Genomic DNA, 20,081 nt, shown 5'->3' with positions numbered 1-20,081 from the left:
AACTTATCGTCAGGTGGCGCTGCGCTTACCTGACCTACGGATCGTGCCGTAGTCGTAGGGCGGGTAAGCGCACGCGCCACCCGCCGTTTTTCAGACTTACTTAGTAATACGGCCCTGAGCATCTTTCAGTGCGGCATCGACAGTCTGGCGACCGCTTGCAGCGTTGATGACCGCGGTACGGGTGGCGTACCAAAACGCAGCCATCTGTGGGATGTTCGGCATGATTTCGCCTTTCTGGGCGTTATCCATGGTGGCCGCAATACGCGGATCTTTCGCCAGCTGATCCTGGAAGGATTTCAGCGCAACGGCGCCCAGCGGCTTGTCCTTGTTCACTTCATCCAGACCCTGATCGGTCAGCAGGTAGTTTTCGAGGAACTCTTTCGCCAGCTCTTTGTTCGGGCTGGCGGCGTTGATGCCTGCGCTCAGCACGCCCACGAACGGTTTAGACGGCTTGCCGTTGAAGGTTGGCAGCAGGGTCACGCCGTAGTTGATTTTGCTCTTGTCGATGTTGGTCCAGGCCCACGGACCATTGATGGTCATCGCGGTTTCGCCTTTGTTGAACGCCGCTTCCGCGATGGAGTAGTCGGTATCCGCATTCATGTGTTTGTTCTTAATCAGGTCAACCAGGAAGGTCAGGCCTTTTTTCGCGCCCGCATTGTCCACGCCCACGTCTTTCACGTCATATTTGCCGTTTTCAAACTTGAACGCGTAACCGCCGTCGGCAGCAATCAGCGGCCAGGTGAAGTACGGCTCTTGCAGGTTGAACATCAGGGCGGATTTACCTTTCGCCTTCAGCTCTTTATCCAGAGCAGGGATCTCTTCCCAGGTTTTCGGTGGGTTTGGCACCAGGTCTTTGTTGTAAATCAGTGACAGGGCTTCAACCGCGATTGGGTAAGCGATCAGCTTGCCGTTATAGCGAACGGCGTCCCAGGTGAACGGGAACAGTTTGTCCTGGAAGGCTTTGTCTGGCGTAACTTCTGCCAGCAGGCCAGACTGCGCGTAGCCCCCGAAACGGTCATGCGCCCAGAAGATAATGTCCGGACCATCGCCAGTTGCCGCAACCTGCGGGAACTTCTCTTCCAGTTTGTCCGGGTGTTCTACGGTGACTTTGATACCGGTGTCTTTCTCGAATTTTTTGCCCACTTCGGCCAGACCGTTATAGCCCTTGTCGCCGTTAATCCAGATAACCAGCTTACCTTCTTCAATTTTGGCGAGAGCCGGTGCGGAAATCATCATTGCTGCGAGGGCGGACAATGCGAAAACGCGTGCGCCAGTCTTGATCTTCATATCTGCCATCCTTTATTGGTGATGTGCTCGTGGATACATAAGGTGGTTCAACGTGACTCAGTCTCCTTATTTGACATCCTCTTTCCATCCTCCCAGTCCCTACGCCCCACCCCCTGTTTGTGTGATCCCTGTAACATAAATTTAAGTTATGAGTGCTGGCGCACATAAAAACCCACTGAATTTTGCAGGCCGCTTCACGATTTTCGCCTCAGCCCCTCCGCTGCGGTCGCAGAGCCTGCTCTCTCATCCTCCCGCCTCCTCCCCCATAAAAAAGCCGGGGGGTGGAGGATTCACGAAAGTAATGGAACACGCATAGTGAACTTATCTTGAATGTTTCTGTCGGTGACAGGTTGTAACGAAGGGAGAAGGGCATGGCGAGCGTACAGCTGCGTAATGTAACGAAAGCCTGGGGCGACGTAGTGGTGTCAAAAGACATCAATCTGGACATCCACGAAGGTGAGTTTGTGGTGTTCGTGGGTCCATCAGGCTGTGGTAAATCGACTCTGCTGCGTATGATTGCCGGTCTTGAAACCATCACCAGTGGCGATTTATTTATTGGTGATACCCGAATGAACGACATCCCGCCAGCTGAACGCGGCGTGGGCATGGTGTTCCAGTCTTATGCCCTTTATCCGCATCTTTCCGTTGCCGAGAACATGTCCTTTGGCCTGAAGCTGGCCGGCGCGAAAAAAGAGACCATTAACCAGCGCGTCACCCAGGTGGCGGAAGTGCTCCAGCTGGCACATCTGCTGGAGCGTAAACCGAAGGCGCTCTCCGGTGGTCAGCGTCAGCGTGTGGCCATTGGCCGTACGCTGGTGGCCGAGCCGCGCGTGTTCCTGCTCGATGAACCGCTTTCTAACCTGGATGCCGCCCTGCGCGTCCAGATGCGTATCGAAATCTCCCGTCTGCACAAACGCCTTGGACGCACGATGATTTACGTCACCCACGATCAGGTCGAAGCGATGACGCTGGCCGACAAAATCGTGGTGCTGGACGCCGGTCGCGTGGCGCAGGTGGGCAAACCGCTGGAGCTGTATCACTACCCGGCAGACCGCTTTGTTGCGGGCTTCATTGGCTCGCCAAAGATGAACTTCCTGCCCGTAAAAGTGACCGCGACGGCAATCGAACAGGTACAGGTGGAGCTGCCAAACCGTCAGCAAGTCTGGCTGCCGGTCGACAGCGCCAACGTACAGGTGGGGGCCAATATGTCCCTCGGTATCCGCCCTGAGCATTTACTGCCGAGCCACATCGCTGATGTGACGCTGGAAGGTGAAGTTCAGGTCGTCGAACAGCTTGGTCACGAAACACAGATTCATATCCAGATCCCCGCCATCCGTCAGAACCTGGTCTACCGCCAGAATGACGTGGTGTTGGTAGAAGAGGGTGCCACATTCGCTATCGGTTTGCCGCCAGAGCGCTGCCATCTGTTCCGTGAGGATGGCACTGCATGTCGTCGGTTGCACAAAGAGCCAGGCGTTTAAGCATTCCAATTACAAAGAAAAGCAATGATCTCAGGAGATAGAATAATGATTACTCTGCGCAAAGTCCCTCTGGCTGTCGCCATTGCGGCAGGCATCCTGTCTGCCCAGGCGGGCGCCGTAGACTTTAAAGGTTATGCTCGTTCCGGCATTGGCTGGACCGGAAGTGGCGGTGAACAACAATGTTTCCAGGCAACAGGCGCACAAAGTAAATACCGTCTCGGTAACGAATGTGAAACCTACGCCGAACTGAAACTGGGCCAGGAAGTGTGGAAAGAAGGCGACAAGAGCTTCTATTTCGACACCAACGTAGCGTACTCCGTTTCTCAACAGAATGACTGGGAATCCACCAGCCCGGCCTTCCGTGAAGCTAACGTGCAGGGTAAAAACCTGATTGAATGGCTGCCAGGCTCTACCATCTGGGCCGGTAAACGCTTCTATCAGCGTCATGACGTACACATGATCGACTTCTACTACTGGGATATCTCTGGTCCTGGTGCCGGTATTGAAAACATCGATCTGGGCTTTGGTAAACTCTCTCTGGCAGCGACCCGTTCTTCTGAGTCCGGCGGTTCTGCAACCTTCGCCGATCGTGATGCGAACGGCGACCGTATTTATGACAACGTGGTACCAAACGATGTCTTCGACGTCCGTTTAGCCGGTCTGGAAACCAACCCGGGCGGTACGCTGGAGCTGGGCGTTGACTACGGTCATACCAACATTCCTGACGACTACTACCTGCAACCTGGCGCCTCTAAAGATGGCTGGCTGTTCACCGCTGAACACACCCAGAGCATGATGAAAGGCTTCAACAAGTTCGTACTGCAATACGGTACGGATTCCATGACCTCTAACGGTAAAGGTATTCCACAGGGCGGCAGCATCGATAACGACGGCTCTATGTGGCGCGTGCTGGATCACGGTGCAATCACCCTGGCAGACCGTTGGGACCTGATGTACGTCGGTATGTACCAGAACATCGATCGTGACAACAACAACGGTACCGAGTGGTGGACCGTGGGTGTTCGTCCAATGTTCAAATGGACGCCGATCATGAGCACCTTGCTGGAAGTGGGCTACGACAACGTCAAATCTCAGAAAACTGACGACAAAAACAGCCAGTACAAAATCACCCTGGCACAGCAATGGCAGGCAGGCGACAGCATCTGGTCCCGTCCGGCTATCCGCGTCTTCGCAACCTACGCGAAGTGGGATGAGAAATGGGGCTACGCGAACAACGGCGATACGGGCTACACCTCTGGCGTAGCATATAGCGACACCTCCGCGAAAACCTTCAGCCGTGGCGACAACGATGAGTGGACCTTCGGCGCCCAGATGGAAATCTGGTGGTAATTCGTCAAGCCTGACGTAATGACCTGAAAAGAGGGGCGCAAGCCCCTCTCTCCTTAGGGTGCTGCGCGCTATTGCCTGGCCACCGCAGTGCTCACGCTATCAGAGGTAATAACAATGAAAATGAAGAAAAGTCTCGTCGCGCTGTGCCTCTCTGCGGGGCTGTTGGCCTGTGCGCCTGCGGTCACCTTTGCAGATGTGAATTTTGTTCCTCAAAATACCAGCGCTGCGCCAGCTATTCCGGCTGCGGCACTACAGCAACTGGTGTGGACGCCAGTTGATCAATCGAAAACACAAACTACCCAGCTTTCAGCGGGGGGCCAGTCACTGAACGTGCCGGGTATCAGCGGTCCGGTCGCGGCTTTCAGCGTGCCGGCGAATATCGGCGAGCTGACCCTGACGTTGACCAGTGAAGTCAATAAACAGACCAGCGTCTTCGCGCCTAACGTGCTGATCCTCGATCAGAACATGACGCCATCCGCGTTCTTCCCAAGTGACTATTTCAGCTATCAGGAGCCTGGCGTCATGAGTGCCGATCGGCTGGAAGGCGTTATGCGCCTGACGCCAGCCCTGGGTCAGCAGAAGATTTATGTCCTGGTGTTCACGACTGAAAAAGATCTGCAACAGACAACGAAGCTTGTTGACCCGGCAAAAGCCTATGCGAAAGGCACGGGGAACTCTGTCCCGGATATTCCGGACCCGCTTGCCCGTCATACCACCGATGGTCTGATCAAGCTGAAAGTCTCCACCAACAGTGCCTCCAGCGTACTCGTAGGCCCGCTGTTTGGCTCATCTGGCCCGGGTCCGGTAACGGTGGGTAATACTGCCGCGCCTGTATATGCCGCGCCTGCCGCAGCACCAGCCGCAGCCCCGGCCCCGGCGAAAAAAGCCGAGCCGGTGCTTAACGATACTGAAACTTACTTTAACAACGCCATCAAGCAGGCGGTTAAAAACGGCGATGTCGATAAAGCGCTGAAACTGCTTGATGAAGCCGAGCGTTTAGGTTCAACCACTGCCCGTTCCACCTTTATCAGCAGTGTAAAAGGCAAGGGGTAACCGTCTCCCCACAGTGCTGATTTTGTTAGTCGTTTAGTGCGCCTTCACGGGCGCACTTTTTTTGGCTAAGTTGCACCATTGTTGCGATAGTGATCGCTAAATTTGGTTTGTCCGTCCTCATTTTGCCAATCTGCGATACAATGCCTTTACGTTATGTATCGGAGAGTCTGGCATGTCACACCCCGCGCTCACGCAGCTGCGTGCGCTACGCTATTTCGACCAAATACCCGCGCTTGACCCGGAGCAACTGGACTGGCTGCTGCTGGAAGATTCCATGACAAAACGTTTTGAGCAACAGGGTAAAACGGTCACGGTGACGATGATTCAGGAAGGGTTTGTCTCGCCTGCGGAGATTGCCAGCGAGCTGCCGCTGCTGCCGCAGGAAGAACGCTACTGGCTGCGTGAAATTTTACTGTGTGCCGATGGCGAGCCGTGGCTTGCCGGGCGGACGGTGGTTCCTGAGTCTACACTTTCCGGGCCGGAGCTGGCATTGCAACGCCTCGGCAAAACGCCCCTGGGGCGCTATCTGTTCACCTCGTCTGAACTGACCCGTGATTTTATTGAAATTGGTTGCGATGCCGATTTGTGGGGGCGCCGTTCCCGCCTTCGTTTGAGTGGCAAGCCGTTAATACTGACGGAACTCTTTTTGCCTGCATCGCCGTTGTACTAAGAGGGAGAAAAAATGGAGTGGAGTCTGACGCAGAATAAGCTGCTGGCCTATCACCGCCTGATGCGTACTGATAAACCCATTGGCGCGCTGCTGCTGCTGTGGCCGACCTTATGGGCGCTGTGGGTTGCCACGCCGGGCGTGCCGCCGCTGTGGATCCTGGCGGTGTTTGTGGCGGGCGTCTGGCTGATGCGCGCTGCGGGCTGTGTGGTTAACGACTATGCTGACCGGAAATTTGATGGACATGTTAAGCGCACCGCGAATCGTCCTCTGCCGAGCGGTCAGGTGACCGGGAAAGAGGCGCGCATTCTGTTTGTGGTGCTGGTGCTTCTCTCTTTTATGCTGGTGTTAACCCTTAACACCATGACCATTCTGCTGTCCGTTGCTGCTCTGGCGCTGGCCTGGGTTTACCCGTTCATGAAGCGATACACCCATCTGCCGCAGGTGGTATTGGGTGCGGCATTTGGCTGGTCGATTCCCATGGCGTTTGCCGCGGTCAGCGAGTCCGTTCCGCTCAGCTGCTGGCTGATGTTCCTGGCGAATATTCTCTGGGCCGTTGCGTACGATACCCAATACGCGATGGTCGATCGCGATGACGATCTCAAGATTGGCATCAAATCGACGGCGATCCTGTTTGGTCGTCACGACAAACTTATCATCGGCATATTGCAGGTGGCGGTGCTGGCGCTGATGGTGGCGATTGGTCGCCTGAACGGGCTGAACTGGGAGTTTTACTGGTCCGTACTGGTGGCGGGGCTGCTGTTTGCGTATCAGCAGAAGCTGATCGCGAAGCGCGAGCGTGAAGCCTGCTTTAAAGCGTTTCTGAATAATAACTACGTCGGGCTGGTGCTGTTTCTGGGCCTGGCGATGAGTTACTGGTGATAAAAAAGCCGGGTGGCGGCTTCGCCTTACCCGGCCTACGATTTAGCGGAACATGTAGGCCGGGTAAGCGTTAGCGCCACCCGGCTTTAGCATCATTCGCCCTGCGTCGAACTCTCAATCGTCAAACGCACATCCGCGGTAATCAGCTCTGCCAGCATCTGGTAAACCTTCATCGTCTCTTCCGGCTCGGCATCGCCCGTATCGCTAATGTACCCTTCGTCGCGCAGCGTCAGCACCAGGGAGCTGAATACCGCTTTGTCGAAGAATTCCGGGGCGTTAATGCCATGCAGAACGGAAAGGCGCTGAGCCAGCGTCCGGCTCTCTTTTTCCAGCGTACCGCGGTTGATGGACGGATTTGCACTCAGCAACCAGAAGGTAATGGCGTAGCGCTGCAACGTCTCACGCGCACCGGAAGCCAGGAGCTGCAAGGTACGGGAACGTGACGGATTGATATGCAGTTCATCATCACTGATGGTAATCAGCCCCTGACGATGCATCTCTGCCGTCATTTTATCGAGCTCTGCCGCCAGTTCATCCTTACTCCAGCGCAGGAACAGCTCCGCTTTCAGCATTGGGTAGATGGCCTGAATATGGCGCAGCAGCTCCTGACGCGAAATCCGGCGGTGCTGGGTAATAATGGCCGCCATCAGCGACGGCAGCATCAGCATGTGCGTGATGTTATTGCGGTAGTAGGTCATCAGCACGGCCTGCTCGCGCGGCAGAATGATGATGTCACCAATCGTATCTTTCTCGACTTCGAACTTGTTCATCTGCAACGCGTGATCGATCAGCTCGCTGGCGGTGGCAGACGGCACGGTCGAATCCACGGAATACGGCACGTTGCGCATGATATCCAGGTAGCAATCAATCTGCTCGGTCAGCTGCTCACGGGTCAGTGAACGCTGGCGAGAGGCCAGAAGCGCAGTACAACACAGGTTCATGGCGTTTGCCGCACCAGCATTGTTGATGCGTACCATCAGCTCGGATGCAATGCCGTTAACCGTTGGCGTCAGCCAGGCCGGACGTACCGCTTCGATAGGATCGATAGACTCGCGCCACTCCGGAACATGATGGTTCAGATATGTCATCAGCGGCAGGGGCTCGCCAAAGTTCACGTAGCCCTGGCCGAGGTTGCGCAGTTTACTCAGCCCACGCAGCATCTGCGGCAGACTCTCTTTCTCTTTGGTCGCACCGCGCAGCTCTTTCGCGTAGGTGCCCACTTCCATCACGTGTTCATAACCGATGTAAATAGGCACCAGCGTGATAGGACGCGTACCGCCACGCAGCATGGCCTGAATGGTCATCGACAGCGTGCCGGTCTTCGGATCGAGCAGACGACCGGTACGCGAGCGACCGCCTTCAACAAAGTACTCCACGGAATAACCGCGGCTGAACAGCTCGCCCAGATACTCCCTGAAGACGGTGGAGTAAAGCTTGTTACCCTTAAAGGTACGACGAATAAAGAACGCACCCAGACGGCGGAAAATCGGGCCTGCTGGCCAGAAGTTCAGGTTGATACCGGCAGCAATATGCGGCGGCACCAGCCCCTGGTGATAGAGCACGTAAGAGAGCAACAGGTAGTCCATGTGGCTGCGGTGGCAGGGCACATAGACAATCTCGTGGCCGTCGTGCGCTAACTGACGTACGCGCTCGGCGTTGTGGACGTTAATCCCCTGATAGAGGCGGTTCCACGTGAAGCCAAGGATACGGTCAGAGAGGCGAATCATCTCGTAGGAGAAGTTCGCGGCGATCTCTTCCATCAGCGCTATCGCGTTCTGCTGCGCTTTCTCGTGCGAAATTTTCTTGCTGCGCGCTTCGTCTTCTACGGCACGGGCAATCGCTTTGGAAGCCAGCAGCTTGTTGAACAGATCCTGACGTGCCGGGAGACGTGGTCCAACGGCCGCCAGACGCTGACGTGCAAAGTGCATACGCGCAACGCGCGCCAGCTTTTGCGCAATGATTTTGTCAGTGCCGTGTTCATCCGCCATGCGGCGCAGTGAAACGGAAGGTGAGAAGCGGACAAAGCTGTCGCGTCCTAGCCAGGAGACGGCGAAGAACTTCTGAATGCCGTTGAGCATACGCAGCGGCGGGTTCTCTTCCCCTTTTTCGCGCCCCGGACGACGGCCAAACATCACCGACACCGGCACCATCTGCACGTCCAGATCGGGGTTGCTGCGGTGCAGATCGAGGTAATCATGGAACAGCTTAATGGACTCTTCTTTCGGCGTGTAATAGGTGAACACGCGCGGCCCGCCATGGATGAACACGTAGCGCGGCAGCAGCGTACCGTCGACTTCCAGCGGTTCAAGCGGGTCAGGTAAATCGTGCGCCAGACATTGAGCGCGAAGCGTCAGCAGGTCTGCCTTCGAGTTATAAGGCAAAACGTACATAATAGGGCGCGACGTATCGAGCCCTAATTCCAGCGCAGGTTCTGCTGGGATAGACTTACTTTTTACCAGGACGCTTAATGGTAAATTAAGTAATTTGTAGTAAATTCGTGGCCAGCCGGACATAAACGATGTAAAGCCTCTGGTTAATAATGCAATTGCGGCGCAAGGATAACAGAAAGCGCGCAAAATTTCTGTTGTTACCCGTCATACTTCAGGTTGCAGCAAAACGCGCTGCGGCTTTAGTTACAGACGCTATTTATCATAAAAGGTTCTTTTAATGGCCAATAATACCACTGGGTTAACTCGAATCATTAAAGCTGCCGGTTATTCATGGAAAGGTTTCCGCGCGGCATGGGTTAATGAAGCCGCTTTCCGCCAGGAAGCGGTTGCCGCAATCGTTGCCGTTGTCATCGCCTGCTTCCTTGATGTTGATGCTATCACCCGCGTACTGCTCATCGGATCTGTCCTTCTGGTGATGATAGTGGAAATTCTGAATAGCGCTATTGAGGCCGTTGTTGACCGAATCGGGTCGGAATTCCATGAACTGTCTGGCCGGGCGAAAGACATGGGTTCTGCTGCCGTACTGCTGGCGATTATCACTGCGGCGATCACCTGGGTCACGCTGCTTTGGTCGCATTTCCGATGAGCCTCGAGGAATAATTAAGTCCCTGGTTTTTTGTGCAGTTTTTGGTTCCAAAATCGCCTTTGACTGTATATACTCACAGCATAACTGTATATACACCCAGGGGGCGGTATGAAAGCGTTAACGACCAGGCAGCAAGAGGTGTTTGATCTCATTCGGGATCATATCGGCCAGACGGGTATGCCACCCACGCGTGCAGAAATTGCGCAGCGTCTGGGCTTCCGTTCTCCTAATGCTGCCGAAGAGCACCTTAAAGCGCTGGCGCGTAAGGGCGTGATTGAGATTGTTTCCGGCGCCTCACGCGGCATTCGTCTGCTTGTGGAAGAAGAGAGCGGTATTCCACTGGTGGGCCGCGTTGCCGCAGGTGAACCTCTGCTGGCGCAGCAGCACATCGAAGGGCACTATCAGGTTGACCCAGGCATGTTCAAGCCGAGCGCCGATTTCCTGCTGCGCGTTAGCGGAATGTCCATGAAAGATATCGGTATTCTGGATGGCGATCTGCTGGCGGTACACAAAACGCAGGATGTGCGTAACGGGCAAGTCGTGGTAGCGCGCATTGATGATGAAGTGACGGTTAAGCGCCTTAAGAAACAAGGCAATACCGTGCAGCTTCTGCCTGAAAACAATGAATTCTCCCCGATTGTGGTGGATCTCCGCGAGCAGAGCTTCTCTATTGAAGGACTGGCGGTCGGCGTTATCCGCAACGGTGAATGGCTGTAATCTCTTCCTGACAGGCTGTAGTTCCTCTACAGCCTGGCCTGTTTTCTGATTCCGGTAATTTCCATGGCATTGCTAACTTCTGCCGATAAGGCGTTGTGGCGTCTTGCGCTACCGATGATTTTTTCCAATATTACCGTTCCTCTGCTGGGGCTGGTGGATACGGCGGTTATCGGGCATCTCGATTCGCCGATTTATCTTGGCGGCGTCGCGATCGGCGCAACGGCGACCAGCTTCCTCTTTATGCTGCTGCTTTTTCTGCGCATGAGTACGACAGGCCTGACGGCCCAGGCGTATGGTGCAAAAGATCCCCTGCGTCTGGCGCGTGCGCTGGTTCAGCCGCTCATTCTGGCATTCGGTGCTGGCGCGTTAATCATTCTGTTGCGTACGCCGCTGATTGATCTTGCGCTCCATATTGTAGGCGGCAGCGATGCCGTACTGGAACAGGCCCGGCGGTTCCTCGAAATTCGCTGGCTCAGCGCGCCCGCTTCACTGGCAAACCTGGTCCTGCTGGGCTGGCTGCTGGGCGTGCAGTACGCCCGCGCGCCGGTGATCCTGCTGGTGGTGGGCAACCTGCTTAACATTGTGCTCGATCTCTGGCTGGTGATGGGGCTGCACATGAACGTCCGGGGCGCGGCGCTGGCCACGGCGATTGCCGAGTACGGTACGCTGCTGATCGGTTTGGGGATGGTCTGGCGCGTGCTGGCGATGCGCGGTATCACCCTGGTTCTGCTGAAATCGGCCTGGCGCGGCAACATTCGTAAGCTGCTGGCGCTTAATCGCGACATCATGCTCCGTTCGCTTCTGCTGCAACTCTGCTTTGGTGCATTAACCGTTTTTGGTGCGCGTCTTGGGCCTGAGATCGTTGCCGTCAACGCAGTGCTTATGACATTACTGACCTTTACCGCTTACGCGCTGGATGGTTTTGCTTACGCCGTGGAGGCGCATTCAGGGCAGGCCTATGGCGCGCGTGAAAGCGGCCAGTTACGTGAAGTCTGGCGTGCTGCCTGTCGTCAGGCGGGCCTGGTGGCGCTGGTCTTTGCTCTGGTATACGCCTGTTTTGGTGGGCATATTGTCGCGTTACTCACCTCGTTGCCCGCGCTACGTGAGCTGGCCGATCGCTACATCCTCTGGCAGGTAGTATTACCGGTGGTGGGCGTGTGGTGCTATTTGCTGGACGGCATGTTTATTGGTGCGACGCGAGGGGCGGAGATGCGCAACAGCATGGCCGTCGCGGCGGCGGGGTTCGGCCTGACGCTGCTAACCCTGCCGTATCTCGGCAATCATGGTCTGTGGCTGGCGCTGGCGGTGTTTCTCTCACTGCGTGGCCTTTCGCTGGCCGTTATCTGGCATCGTCACTGGCGAAACAATACCTGGTTTCCAGCCCCGCACGATATATCGTAACGGTTAAAGATTCCGAATATAAAAACAACTGCCGAATCCTTAACTACAATAATAATCACGTCCAGCAGAAAAGAACGAAGCGGACGATACTCATAGACGCTTAACACGAGGACACGATTATGAATAAAGACGAAATCGGCGGCAACTGGAAGCAATTCAAAGGTAAAGCGAAAGAACAGTGGGGTAAGCTGACAGATGACGATATGACCGTCATTGAAGGTAAGCGCGATCAGCTGGTAGGTAAAATCCAGGAGCGCTACGGTTACGAAAAAGATCAGGCGGAAAATGAAGTCAAAGACTGGGAAACCCGTAACGACTACCGCTGGTAACCGGCACTATCCCCAAGGGCGGCCCTGAGCCGCCTTTTTCTTTGGCTTTAACGCGGCTTTTTCTTCACCAGGATAGAGTGATCGTGCTGACAGGCATCCTGATGGCGGCATGACTCCACCTCCACGCAGGCAGAACATAAGCCGTGGGCTTCAATCACGTTATGGCGCAGCGCAAAGCCCATTCTGGCTGCCAGCGTATGCATAATATCTTCCACACCTTCCGCACACTCTTCCTTCACCACACCACAGCGATCGCAGATAAACATGGCGGACGTGTGAGTTGGCTGGTCAAAAAGATGGCACAGCACATAGCTGTTTGTTGATTCCACTTTATGCACAAACCCTTGCTCCAGCAGAAAATCCAGCGCCCGATAAACGGTCGGCGGTTTTGCCTGCGGCTCGCTTTCACGCAGCAGATCGAGCAGATCGTAGGCGCTGATGGCGCCCTGTTGCAGGCTCATCAGACGCAGTACCTCAAGGCGCTGCGGGGTCAGGCGCACATTGCGTTGCGCGCACAGCTTTTCAGCTTGCGCTAACAGCTCTTTTGTGGACTTGTCCATCGGGCACCTCGGATATGGTAAGGGGTGAAAACACTCACTTTACCATGTTCTGCTAAAAACACCGAGATCCGCCAGGCTGTGCTATACCTGACGCATCGTAAAACAGGAGATCGCAAAATGAAAAGACCTGACTGTATTCGGCACTGGCGGGACGTGGAAGGCGCTGATGACGCAACGTATCCTGACAGCAACGAACGTTTTTCTGTTGGCGCGCCGCTGGCCCGCAGGCTGGGTCTCGGCCGCATTGGTATTCACCATGAACGGCTGCCACCCGGACGCCGTACGTCTTATCCGCATGCGGAAAGCGACGAAGAGGAGTTTGTTTACGTTCTGGAGGGTTACCCTGAGGCCTGGATCAATGGCTATTTATGGAAGCTCGAACCCGGAGACAGCGTGGGATTTCCAGCCGGGACGGGCGTGTGTCACACCTTTATCAACAATACCGATGAAGAGGTGCGCCTGCTGGTAGTGGGTGAGGCCAATAAAAAACATAACCGCATCTACTATCCGCTCAATCCGGTGTATGCCGCGACGCGCGAAGACCGCTGGGTCGACCATCCGCCTCAGTTTTTTGGCCCGCACGATGGAAAACCTGGGCGAAAATAATTTCCTCTTCTATAAATATTGATGGTCGTCACATATTACAACAGGCCGGGATGGAATTTAACTTAAGGAAATAGCGGGTCTTTTTGCACTTATTCACAGCAATAGTTCGTTCCTGTTTGGGTGATAACAGACAGGGTTAACTAATAACAAACTATTTACGAGCACACTGTGAAAAAACATTTTAAATTTTCGATGGTTAGCATCGCTGTCTCCTTTTTTATGGCAAATCAGGCGGGAGCAGCCAATACCTGGACGGAAGCGCGTAGCGACGCAATGGGCGGAACGGGTGTCGCGGCAGGGAGCTATGGCAGTGGGGCGTTAATCAACCCCGCGTTACTGGCAAAATCTAAGCCCGAGGATGATGTGACGGTTATTTTGCCGTCCGTTGGCGTGCAGGTGACCGATGAAGACAATCTTCAGGACGAGATTGATACCATTAACGACAAAATCAATCATTACAAGGATGTGGTTGATAGTCTGACCCCCATTGAAGTTATCACCAATCCATTAGGTTCGATCAATCAGTTCCAGGGCGCAGCGAAAGATCTCGCTGATGAACTGGACTACCTGAAAGGCAAGACCGCACACGCCACCGCTGGGGCGGGGATTGCCGTCAGTATCCCTAACGATGTTCTTTCCGTGGCCTTTATGGCAAAAGGCTATGCCCATGGCCGGGTCAGCTCTTCAATCGATCAGCAGGACATTGATTATCTGCGCGGTATACAACGAAGCGATGCGGTGGCTGCCGGTGTGGCGCTGGATGCCGCGCTAAACGGCACCGATCAGATCACCAAAAACCTTAACTCTACGGCGTCTGGTCGGGCGGCGATTGTGTCCGACTACGGTATTGCGGTGGCCCGTCAGTTCGATCTTGGCGGCGTTCCGGTTTCCGTTGGCGTCACGCCGAAGCTGCAAAAAACCTGGCTCTATAACTACACCACTTCAATCTACGATTACGACAGTAATAAGTGGAACGACAGCCGCTACCGTACCGACGACACTGGCTTCAACGTCGATGCCGGTATTGCTGCTGATTTCGGTGAAAACTGGACGGTCGGCGTGAGCGGGCAAAACCTGATGTCGCGCGATATCGATACCAAAGATATCCGCATCCGCAACGGGCGTACGGGAGAGGTGGTGAGTTATAAAGACACTTATCAGATCCGTCCGCTGGTCACTGCCGGGGCCGCCTGGCACAACGATCTGGTCACGCTGACCGCAGACGGCGATCTGACCGAAACCAAGGGCTTTAAAAGCGAAGACACCTCCCAGTACGTTGGCGTTGGTGCCGAAGTCACGCCACTGAGCTGGCTGGCAGTACGCGCCGGTTATCGTGCGGATATGAAAGGGAACGACAGCAACGTCTTTACCGGCGGTGTCGGTTTCGCGCCGTTCAACTCCGTCCACGTTGACCTGATGGGGCTTTATGGCGAAGACGAGACCTGGGGCGCAGGGGCACAGTTGAGCATGACGTTCTAAAGTACACCGGAGGCGCTGCGCCTCCGGCTTTTCTTTGTGCTATAGTAGCGCCCCTTTTCCACCAGATGCTTAAAACTTCGCCATGTCGTCAGAATTCCAGACCGCTTTCCCTGCACACCGTTTCTCCATTGCGCCAATGCTTGACTGGACGGACAGACACTGCCGCTATTTCCTGCGTCAGCTCTCCCGCCATACGCTGCTGTACACCGAAATGGTCACTACCGGCGCAATTATTCACGGCAAGGGCGATTATCTGGCGTACAGCGAAGAGGAGCATCCGGTTGCGCTGCAACTGGGTGGCAGCGATCCGGCTGCGCTGGCGCAGTGCGCGAAACTGGCTGAAGAACGCGGCTATGACGAGATTAACCTCAACGTCGGTTGCCCGTCCGACCGTGTGCAAAACGGTATGTTCGGCGCGTGTCTGATGGGTAATGCACATCTGGTGGCGGACTGTATCAAAGCGATGCGCGACGTCGTCTCTATCCCGGTTACGGTCAAAACCCGTATCGGCATAGACGACCAGGACAGCTACGAGTTTCTGTGTGATTTCATCAACACCGTATCAGGGAAGGGTGAATGCGAGATGTTTATCATCCACGCCCGTAAAGCCTGGCTCTCTGGCCTCAGCCCGAAAGAAAACCGCGAGATCCCGCCTCTGGACTACCCGCGCGTGTACCAGCTAAAACGCGACTTCCCGCACCTGACCATGTCGATCAACGGCGGTATTACGTCGCTGGACGAGGCCAAAGCGCATCTCGAACATATGGATGGCGTGATGGTCGGACGCGAGGCGTATCAGAACCCGGGCATTCTGGCGACGGTTGACCGGGAAATCTTTGGTGTTGACGGTGCTGACTCCGATCCCGTGGCGGTAGTGCGCGCCATGTATCCGTACATTGAGCGCGAGCTGAGCAATGGTACGTATCTGGGCCACATTACCCGCCATATGCTTGGCCTGTTCCAGGGCATTCCTGGTGCGCGGCAGTGGCGTCGTTATCTCAGCGAAAACGCGCATAAGGCCGGTGCGGATATTGAGGTCCTGGAACACGCGCTGCGTCTGGTTGCGGATAAACGTTAAATTTCGCTAAAAGATGGTCAAATACGCCACGCCCTGCAAGACATTGCGGGGCGTTTTGCTTTCAGAACAACGACTTATTTTTGGCATGTTTCTTGTAACGATCGCTGCATCATTCGGGAACTCGTGGGAGAGCACCATGCTGGAACTACTTTTTGTGATTGGCTTCTTTATCATGCTGATGGTCACGGGCGTATCGCTGCTCGGCATCCTGGCCGCGCTCGTCGTGGCCACGGTGGTGATGTTTGTCGGCGGTTTATTTGCCCTGACGATTAAACTCTTGCCGTGGTTACTTCTGGCGATTGCGGTGGTATGGGCGATACGGGCGATTAAATCACCAAAACTGCCCACTTATCAGCGTAATAACCGCTTCCGTTACTAAGGTATTGAGGTGTACGTCACATACCTGCAACTTTTCCGGCAGCAATCCTTAGAACAGAATAGGATTTACTTATCGAATCTGTCACTATGGCTGCCGCTAAAGAATTCATCGAGCTGTACCCTACATACAGCCGAACTAAAAAAAGAAAGGGCTTCCCACGGGAAGCCCAATTTCTTTTTATGGCTCAGGGAATTAACAGACTTGATCCCTGCGTTGCCCGGCTCTCCAGCACCTCATGCGCGCGCTGCGCATCGGTCAGCGGATATTTCTGCGCCTCTGCCACATCCACTTTAATTACCCCACTGGCGATCAGCGAGAACAGCTCGTTGCTGGCTTCCTCAAGTTCTTCCCGGTTGGTGATGTAACCTTGCAGGGAAGGGCGAGTGACGTATAGCGACCCTTTCTGATTCAGAATGCCCAGGTTGACGCCGGTGACTGCCCCGGAGGCATTTCCGAAGCTCACCATTAGCCCGCGACGTTGCAGGCAGTCCAGCGAAGATTCCCAGGTGTCTTTCCCCACCGAGTCATACACCACGCGGACCTTTTTGCCGCCAGTGATCTCTTTCAGCCGCTCAACGATGCTCTCTTCCCGGTAGTTGATCACCTGCCATGCGCCCGCGTCCAGCGCGCGCTGCGCTTTTTGCGCGCTGCCTGTGGTGCCGATCAGCTTCGCGCCCAGGGCTTTCGCCCACTGGCAGGCAATCAGCCCCACGCCACCTGCGGCTGCGTGAAAAAGGAATTGCTCGTCAGGCTTAATTTCGTAGGTTTTGCGCAGCAGATAATAGACCGTCAGCCCTTTCAGGAATGAGGCGGCAGCCTGCTCGAAGCCGATCGCATTTGGCAGAAGCGCCGCTTTCTCGGCCGGAACGTTATGGATGGAGCTGTAAGCGCCCAGCGCCGACTGCGCGTACACCACGCGATCGCCTTCCTTAATGTGCTTAACCGCGCTGCCCACTTTGCTGACGATACCGGCCGCCTCGGTGCCCAGTCCGCTCGGCATCGACGGAGGCGGATAGAGGCCGCCGCGAATATAGGTATCGATGTAGTTAATGCCGATCGCTTTGTTTTCCACCTGGATTTCGTTCTCGCCAAGCGCAGCGGGGGTAAATTCCACCGCTTTGAGTACGTCAGGGCCACCATGCTTGTGAAATTCAATACGTGTTGCCATGCTTCCTCCAGAATGTGGTAATCTTTCGACCCACTCTTTATCTCGGTAACTCCATTCACTATGGCAGGAAACAAACCCTTCAACAAACAGACTGAACCTCGTGAGCGTGATTATCAGGTCGCCGGGTTAAAAGTCCCGCCGCACTCGATTGAAGCGGAACAGTCGGTGTTGGGCGGTTTAATGCTGGATAACGAACGCTGGGACGACGTCGCCGAGCGCGTTGTCGCGGAAGACTTTTATACCCGCCCGCACCGCCATATCTTTACGGAAATGGCGCGGTTGCAGGAGTCGGGCAGCCCGATTGACCTGATTACGCTCGCAGAATCGCTGGAGCGTCTGGGACAGCTCGACAGCGTCGGCGGATTTGCCTATCTGGCAGAACTGTCAAAAAACACGCCAAGTGCCGCGAACATCAGCGCTTACGCTGATATCGTTCGTGAACGTGCCGTTGTCCGCGAGATGATCTCGGTGGCGAATGAGATCGCCGAGGCCGGTTTCGATCCCCAGGGGCGCACCAGCGAAGATCTGCTCGACCTGGCGGAATCCCGCGTCTTTAAAATCGCCGAAAGCCGTGCGAACAAAGACGAAGGCCCGAAAAATATCGCCGATGTGCTCGACGCCACGGTTGCGCGTATTGAGCAGCTTTTCCAGCAGCCGCACGATGGCGTGACGGGGGTGAACACCGGTTATGACGATCTCAACAAGAAAACGGCAGGTCTTCAGCCATCGGATTTGATTATCGTCGCGGCGCGTCCGTCGATGGGTAAAACGACATTTGCGATGAACCTCGTCGAAAACGCGGCGATGTTGCAGGATAAGCCGGTGCTTATCTTCAGTCTTGAGATGCCCTCTGAACAGATCATGATGCGTTCTCTGGCGTCCCTGTCGCGTGTGGATCAGACCCGCATCCGTACCGGTCAGCTGGACGATGAGGACTGGGCGCGGATCTCCGGTACCATGGGGATTTTGCTGGAAAAACGGAACATCTATATCGATGACTCCTCCGGCCTGACGCCGACGGAAGTGCGCTCCCGCGCGCGCCGTATCGCCCGTGAACACGGTGGTATCGGCCTCATCATGATCGACTACCTTCAGCTGATGCGCGTTCCGTCGCTTTCCGACAATCGTACGCTGGAGATTGCCGAGATTTCCCGCTCGCTCAAGGCGTTAGCCAAAGAGCTGCACGTGCCGGTGGTGGCGCTATCGCAGCTTAACCGCTCTCTGGAACAACGTGCAGACAAGCGCCCGGTCAACTCCGACCTGCGTGAATCCGGCTCCATCGAGCAGGATGCCGACTTAATCATGTTCATCTACCGTGATGAGGTTTATCACGAGAACAGCGATCTGAAAGGGATCGCCGAAATTATTATTGGTAAGCAACGTAACGGCCCCATCGGTACGGTACGTCTGACCTTTAACGGCCAGTGGTCGCGTTTCGACAACTATGCCGGTCCTCAATATGATGATGAGTAATTTCTAAGGAATTCAAATGCAAGCGGCAACTGTTGTGATTAACCGCCGCGCTCTGCGACACAACCTGCAACGTCTGCGAGAACTGGCGCCCGCCAGTAAGCTCGTTGCAGTTGTGAAAGCGAACGCTTACGGACACGGTCTTCTTGAGACCGCGCGAACGCTCCCCGATGCCGACGCTTTTGGCGTCGCCCGTCTCGAAGAAGCTCTCCGCCTGCGCGCAGGCGGAATTACGCAACCGATTCTGCTCCTGGAAGGCTTTTTTGAAGCCTCGGACCTGGCGACCATTGCCGATCAGCACCTGCACACGGCGGTGCATAACGAAGAACAGCTGGCCGCGCTGGAAACGGCTGAACTGAGCGAGCCGGTCACCGTCTGGATGAAGCTCGACACGGGCATGCACCGTCTGGGCGTACGGCCGGAAAGCGCGGAGGCGTTTTATCAGCGTCTGAGTCAGTGCAAAAATGTGCGTCAGCCAGTGAATATCGTCAGCCACTTTGCCCGCGCCGATGAGCCTGAATGCGGCGCAACGGAACAGCAGCTTGATATCTTCAACACCTTCTGCGAAGGCAAACCGGGGATGCGCTCCATTGCGGCGTCCGGCGGGATCCTGCTATGGCCGCAGTCGCACTTCGACTGGGCGCGTCCGGGCATCATTCTTTATGGCGTTTCGCCGCTGGAGAACAAACCCTGGGGGCCGGACTTTGGCTTTAAGCCGGTTATGTCGCTGGTTTCAAAGCTGATTGCCGTGCGTGAGCACAAAGCGGGAGAGCCGGTGGGTTACGGCGGCACCTGGACCAGCGAGCACGACACGCGTCTTGGCGTGGTGGCGATGGGCTACGGCGACGGCTATCCCCGCGCCGCGCCAACGGGGACGCCGGTGCTGGTCAATGGACGCGAAGTCAAGATTGTCGGTCGCGTGGCGATGGACATGATTTGTGTTGATCTTGGGCCCGACGCGCAGGATAAAGCGGGGGACGATGCGGTGATGTGGGGTGAAGGCCTGCCGGTAGAGCGTATTGCTGAAATAACAAAAGTGAGTGCTTACGAACTTATCACGCGCCTTACTTCAAGGGTCGCAATGAAATACGTCGACTAAGCATGAGCGGGATGCGATGCATCCCGCTTCTGTTAACAT

At 55.4% G+C, this 20,081-nt stretch carries 19 protein-coding genes; 15 read left to right on the top strand and 4 right to left on the bottom strand.

All coding sequences use genetic code 11. The features are described from left to right. Nucleotides 1-96: 96 nt before the first annotated feature. Complete coding sequence (gene malE, locus H2Z33_RS06290; protein ID WP_023295759.1) at nt 97-1,287, bottom strand: maltose/maltodextrin ABC transporter substrate-binding protein MalE; 1,191 nt, start codon at nt 1,285-1,287, stop codon at nt 97-99. Nucleotides 1,288-1,658: 371 nt separating this feature from the next. Here malE and malK point away from each other — a divergent pair, with 371 nt between their 5' ends. The 5 genes from malK (at nt 1,659) to ubiA (ending at nt 6,720) form a co-directional block, all read left to right on the top strand. Continuing rightward, nucleotides 1,659-2,768, top strand: coding sequence for a maltose/maltodextrin ABC transporter ATP-binding protein MalK (gene malK, locus H2Z33_RS06285; protein ID WP_003860329.1), 1,110 nt, complete (start codon nt 1,659-1,661; stop codon nt 2,766-2,768). 42 nt (nt 2,769-2,810) lie between these two features. Continuing rightward, a complete protein-coding gene (locus H2Z33_RS06280; RefSeq protein ID WP_026094413.1) occupies nt 2,811-4,118 on the top strand; it encodes a maltoporin in 1,308 nt (435 codons plus the stop codon). 114 nt (nt 4,119-4,232) lie between these two features. Beyond that, nucleotides 4,233-5,171: a maltose operon protein MalM gene (malM, locus tag H2Z33_RS06275; protein ID WP_015570172.1), complete on the top strand. Its 939-nt coding sequence runs from the start codon at nt 4,233-4,235 to the stop codon at nt 5,169-5,171. Nucleotides 5,172-5,343: 172 nt separating this feature from the next. Continuing rightward, nucleotides 5,344-5,841 carry a chorismate lyase gene (gene ubiC, locus H2Z33_RS06270; protein ID WP_015570175.1) on the top strand — a complete coding sequence of 166 codons (498 nt, stop codon included), beginning with the start codon at nt 5,344-5,346 and terminating at the stop codon, nt 5,839-5,841. Nucleotides 5,842-5,853: 12 nt separating this feature from the next. Next, complete coding sequence (gene ubiA, locus H2Z33_RS06265; RefSeq protein ID WP_015570176.1) at nt 5,854-6,720, top strand: 4-hydroxybenzoate octaprenyltransferase; 867 nt, start codon at nt 5,854-5,856, stop codon at nt 6,718-6,720. 92 nt (nt 6,721-6,812) lie between these two features. On the opposite strand, the gene plsB is transcribed toward ubiA, so the two are convergent. After that, nucleotides 6,813-9,233: a glycerol-3-phosphate 1-O-acyltransferase PlsB gene (gene plsB, locus H2Z33_RS06260; protein WP_003860322.1), complete on the bottom strand. Its 2,421-nt coding sequence runs from the start codon at nt 9,231-9,233 to the stop codon at nt 6,813-6,815. A gap of 154 nt (nt 9,234-9,387) precedes the next feature. On the opposite strand from plsB, the gene H2Z33_RS06255 reads away from it, so the two are divergent. From H2Z33_RS06255 to H2Z33_RS06240, 4 genes are all read left to right on the top strand, one after another. After that, on the top strand, nt 9,388-9,756 hold the full coding sequence (locus H2Z33_RS06255) for a diacylglycerol kinase (RefSeq protein WP_017382619.1): 369 nt from the start codon (nt 9,388-9,390) through the stop codon (nt 9,754-9,756). Between the two features lie 108 nt (nt 9,757-9,864). Next, nucleotides 9,865-10,473: a transcriptional repressor LexA gene (gene lexA, locus H2Z33_RS06250; RefSeq protein ID WP_003860318.1), complete on the top strand. Its 609-nt coding sequence runs from the start codon at nt 9,865-9,867 to the stop codon at nt 10,471-10,473. 63 nt (nt 10,474-10,536) lie between these two features. Continuing rightward, entirely contained in the window at nt 10,537-11,874 is a 1,338-nt protein-coding gene (gene dinF, locus H2Z33_RS06245) for an MATE family efflux transporter DinF (RefSeq protein ID WP_063135421.1), read from the top strand. A gap of 119 nt (nt 11,875-11,993) precedes the next feature. Beyond that, nucleotides 11,994-12,203, top strand: a complete 210-nt coding sequence (locus H2Z33_RS06240; RefSeq protein WP_003860314.1) for a CsbD family protein — start codon at nt 11,994-11,996, stop codon at nt 12,201-12,203. A 47-nt stretch (nt 12,204-12,250) separates the two neighbouring features. Here H2Z33_RS06240 and zur read toward each other — a convergent pair whose 3' ends face one another. Further along, the gene (gene zur, locus H2Z33_RS06235; RefSeq protein WP_006810484.1) at nt 12,251-12,763 is read right to left on the bottom strand and encodes a zinc uptake transcriptional repressor Zur; all 513 of its coding nucleotides are present in this window, start codon (nt 12,761-12,763) and stop codon (nt 12,251-12,253) included. 117 nt (nt 12,764-12,880) lie between these two features. On the opposite strand from zur, the gene H2Z33_RS06230 reads away from it, so the two are divergent. The 4 genes from H2Z33_RS06230 to pspG all read left to right on the top strand — a co-directional run bounded on the left by H2Z33_RS06230 (nt 12,881) and on the right by pspG (nt 16,305). Continuing rightward, a complete protein-coding gene (locus H2Z33_RS06230; protein ID WP_017382621.1) occupies nt 12,881-13,369 on the top strand; it encodes a cupin domain-containing protein in 489 nt (162 codons plus the stop codon). Nucleotides 13,370-13,561: 192 nt separating this feature from the next. After that, entirely contained in the window at nt 13,562-14,848 is a 1,287-nt protein-coding gene (gene traF / locus H2Z33_RS06225) for a conjugal transfer protein TraF (protein WP_176601513.1), read from the top strand. An 82-nt stretch (nt 14,849-14,930) separates the two neighbouring features. Then, a complete protein-coding gene (gene dusA / locus H2Z33_RS06220) occupies nt 14,931-15,926 on the top strand; it encodes a tRNA dihydrouridine(20/20a) synthase DusA (protein WP_063135422.1) in 996 nt (331 codons plus the stop codon). 136 nt (nt 15,927-16,062) lie between these two features. Beyond that, complete coding sequence (gene pspG, locus H2Z33_RS06215) at nt 16,063-16,305, top strand: envelope stress response protein PspG (RefSeq protein WP_017382623.1); 243 nt, start codon at nt 16,063-16,065, stop codon at nt 16,303-16,305. A 184-nt stretch (nt 16,306-16,489) separates the two neighbouring features. On the opposite strand, the gene H2Z33_RS06210 is transcribed toward pspG, so the two are convergent. Then, the gene (locus tag H2Z33_RS06210; protein WP_063135423.1) at nt 16,490-17,473 is read right to left on the bottom strand and encodes a quinone oxidoreductase; all 984 of its coding nucleotides are present in this window, start codon (nt 17,471-17,473) and stop codon (nt 16,490-16,492) included. A gap of 60 nt (nt 17,474-17,533) precedes the next feature. Between H2Z33_RS06210 and dnaB the strand changes: the two genes are divergently transcribed. Together dnaB and alr are read left to right on the top strand one after the other, a co-directional pair. After that, the gene (gene dnaB, locus H2Z33_RS06205) at nt 17,534-18,946 is read left to right on the top strand and encodes a replicative DNA helicase (RefSeq protein WP_003860298.1); all 1,413 of its coding nucleotides are present in this window, start codon (nt 17,534-17,536) and stop codon (nt 18,944-18,946) included. A gap of 16 nt (nt 18,947-18,962) precedes the next feature. Next, nucleotides 18,963-20,042: an alanine racemase gene (gene alr / locus H2Z33_RS06200; RefSeq protein ID WP_063135424.1), complete on the top strand. Its 1,080-nt coding sequence runs from the start codon at nt 18,963-18,965 to the stop codon at nt 20,040-20,042. The last annotated feature ends 39 nt before the right edge of the window (nt 20,043-20,081 follow it).

Source organism: Enterobacter sp. YSU, assembly GCF_016082135.1.
Lineage (GTDB): Bacteria > Pseudomonadota > Gammaproteobacteria > Enterobacterales > Enterobacteriaceae > Enterobacter > Enterobacter hormaechei_C.
The sequence above is the reverse complement of the archived record's forward strand: the minus strand, read 5'-3'. Positions and strand labels throughout refer to the sequence as shown.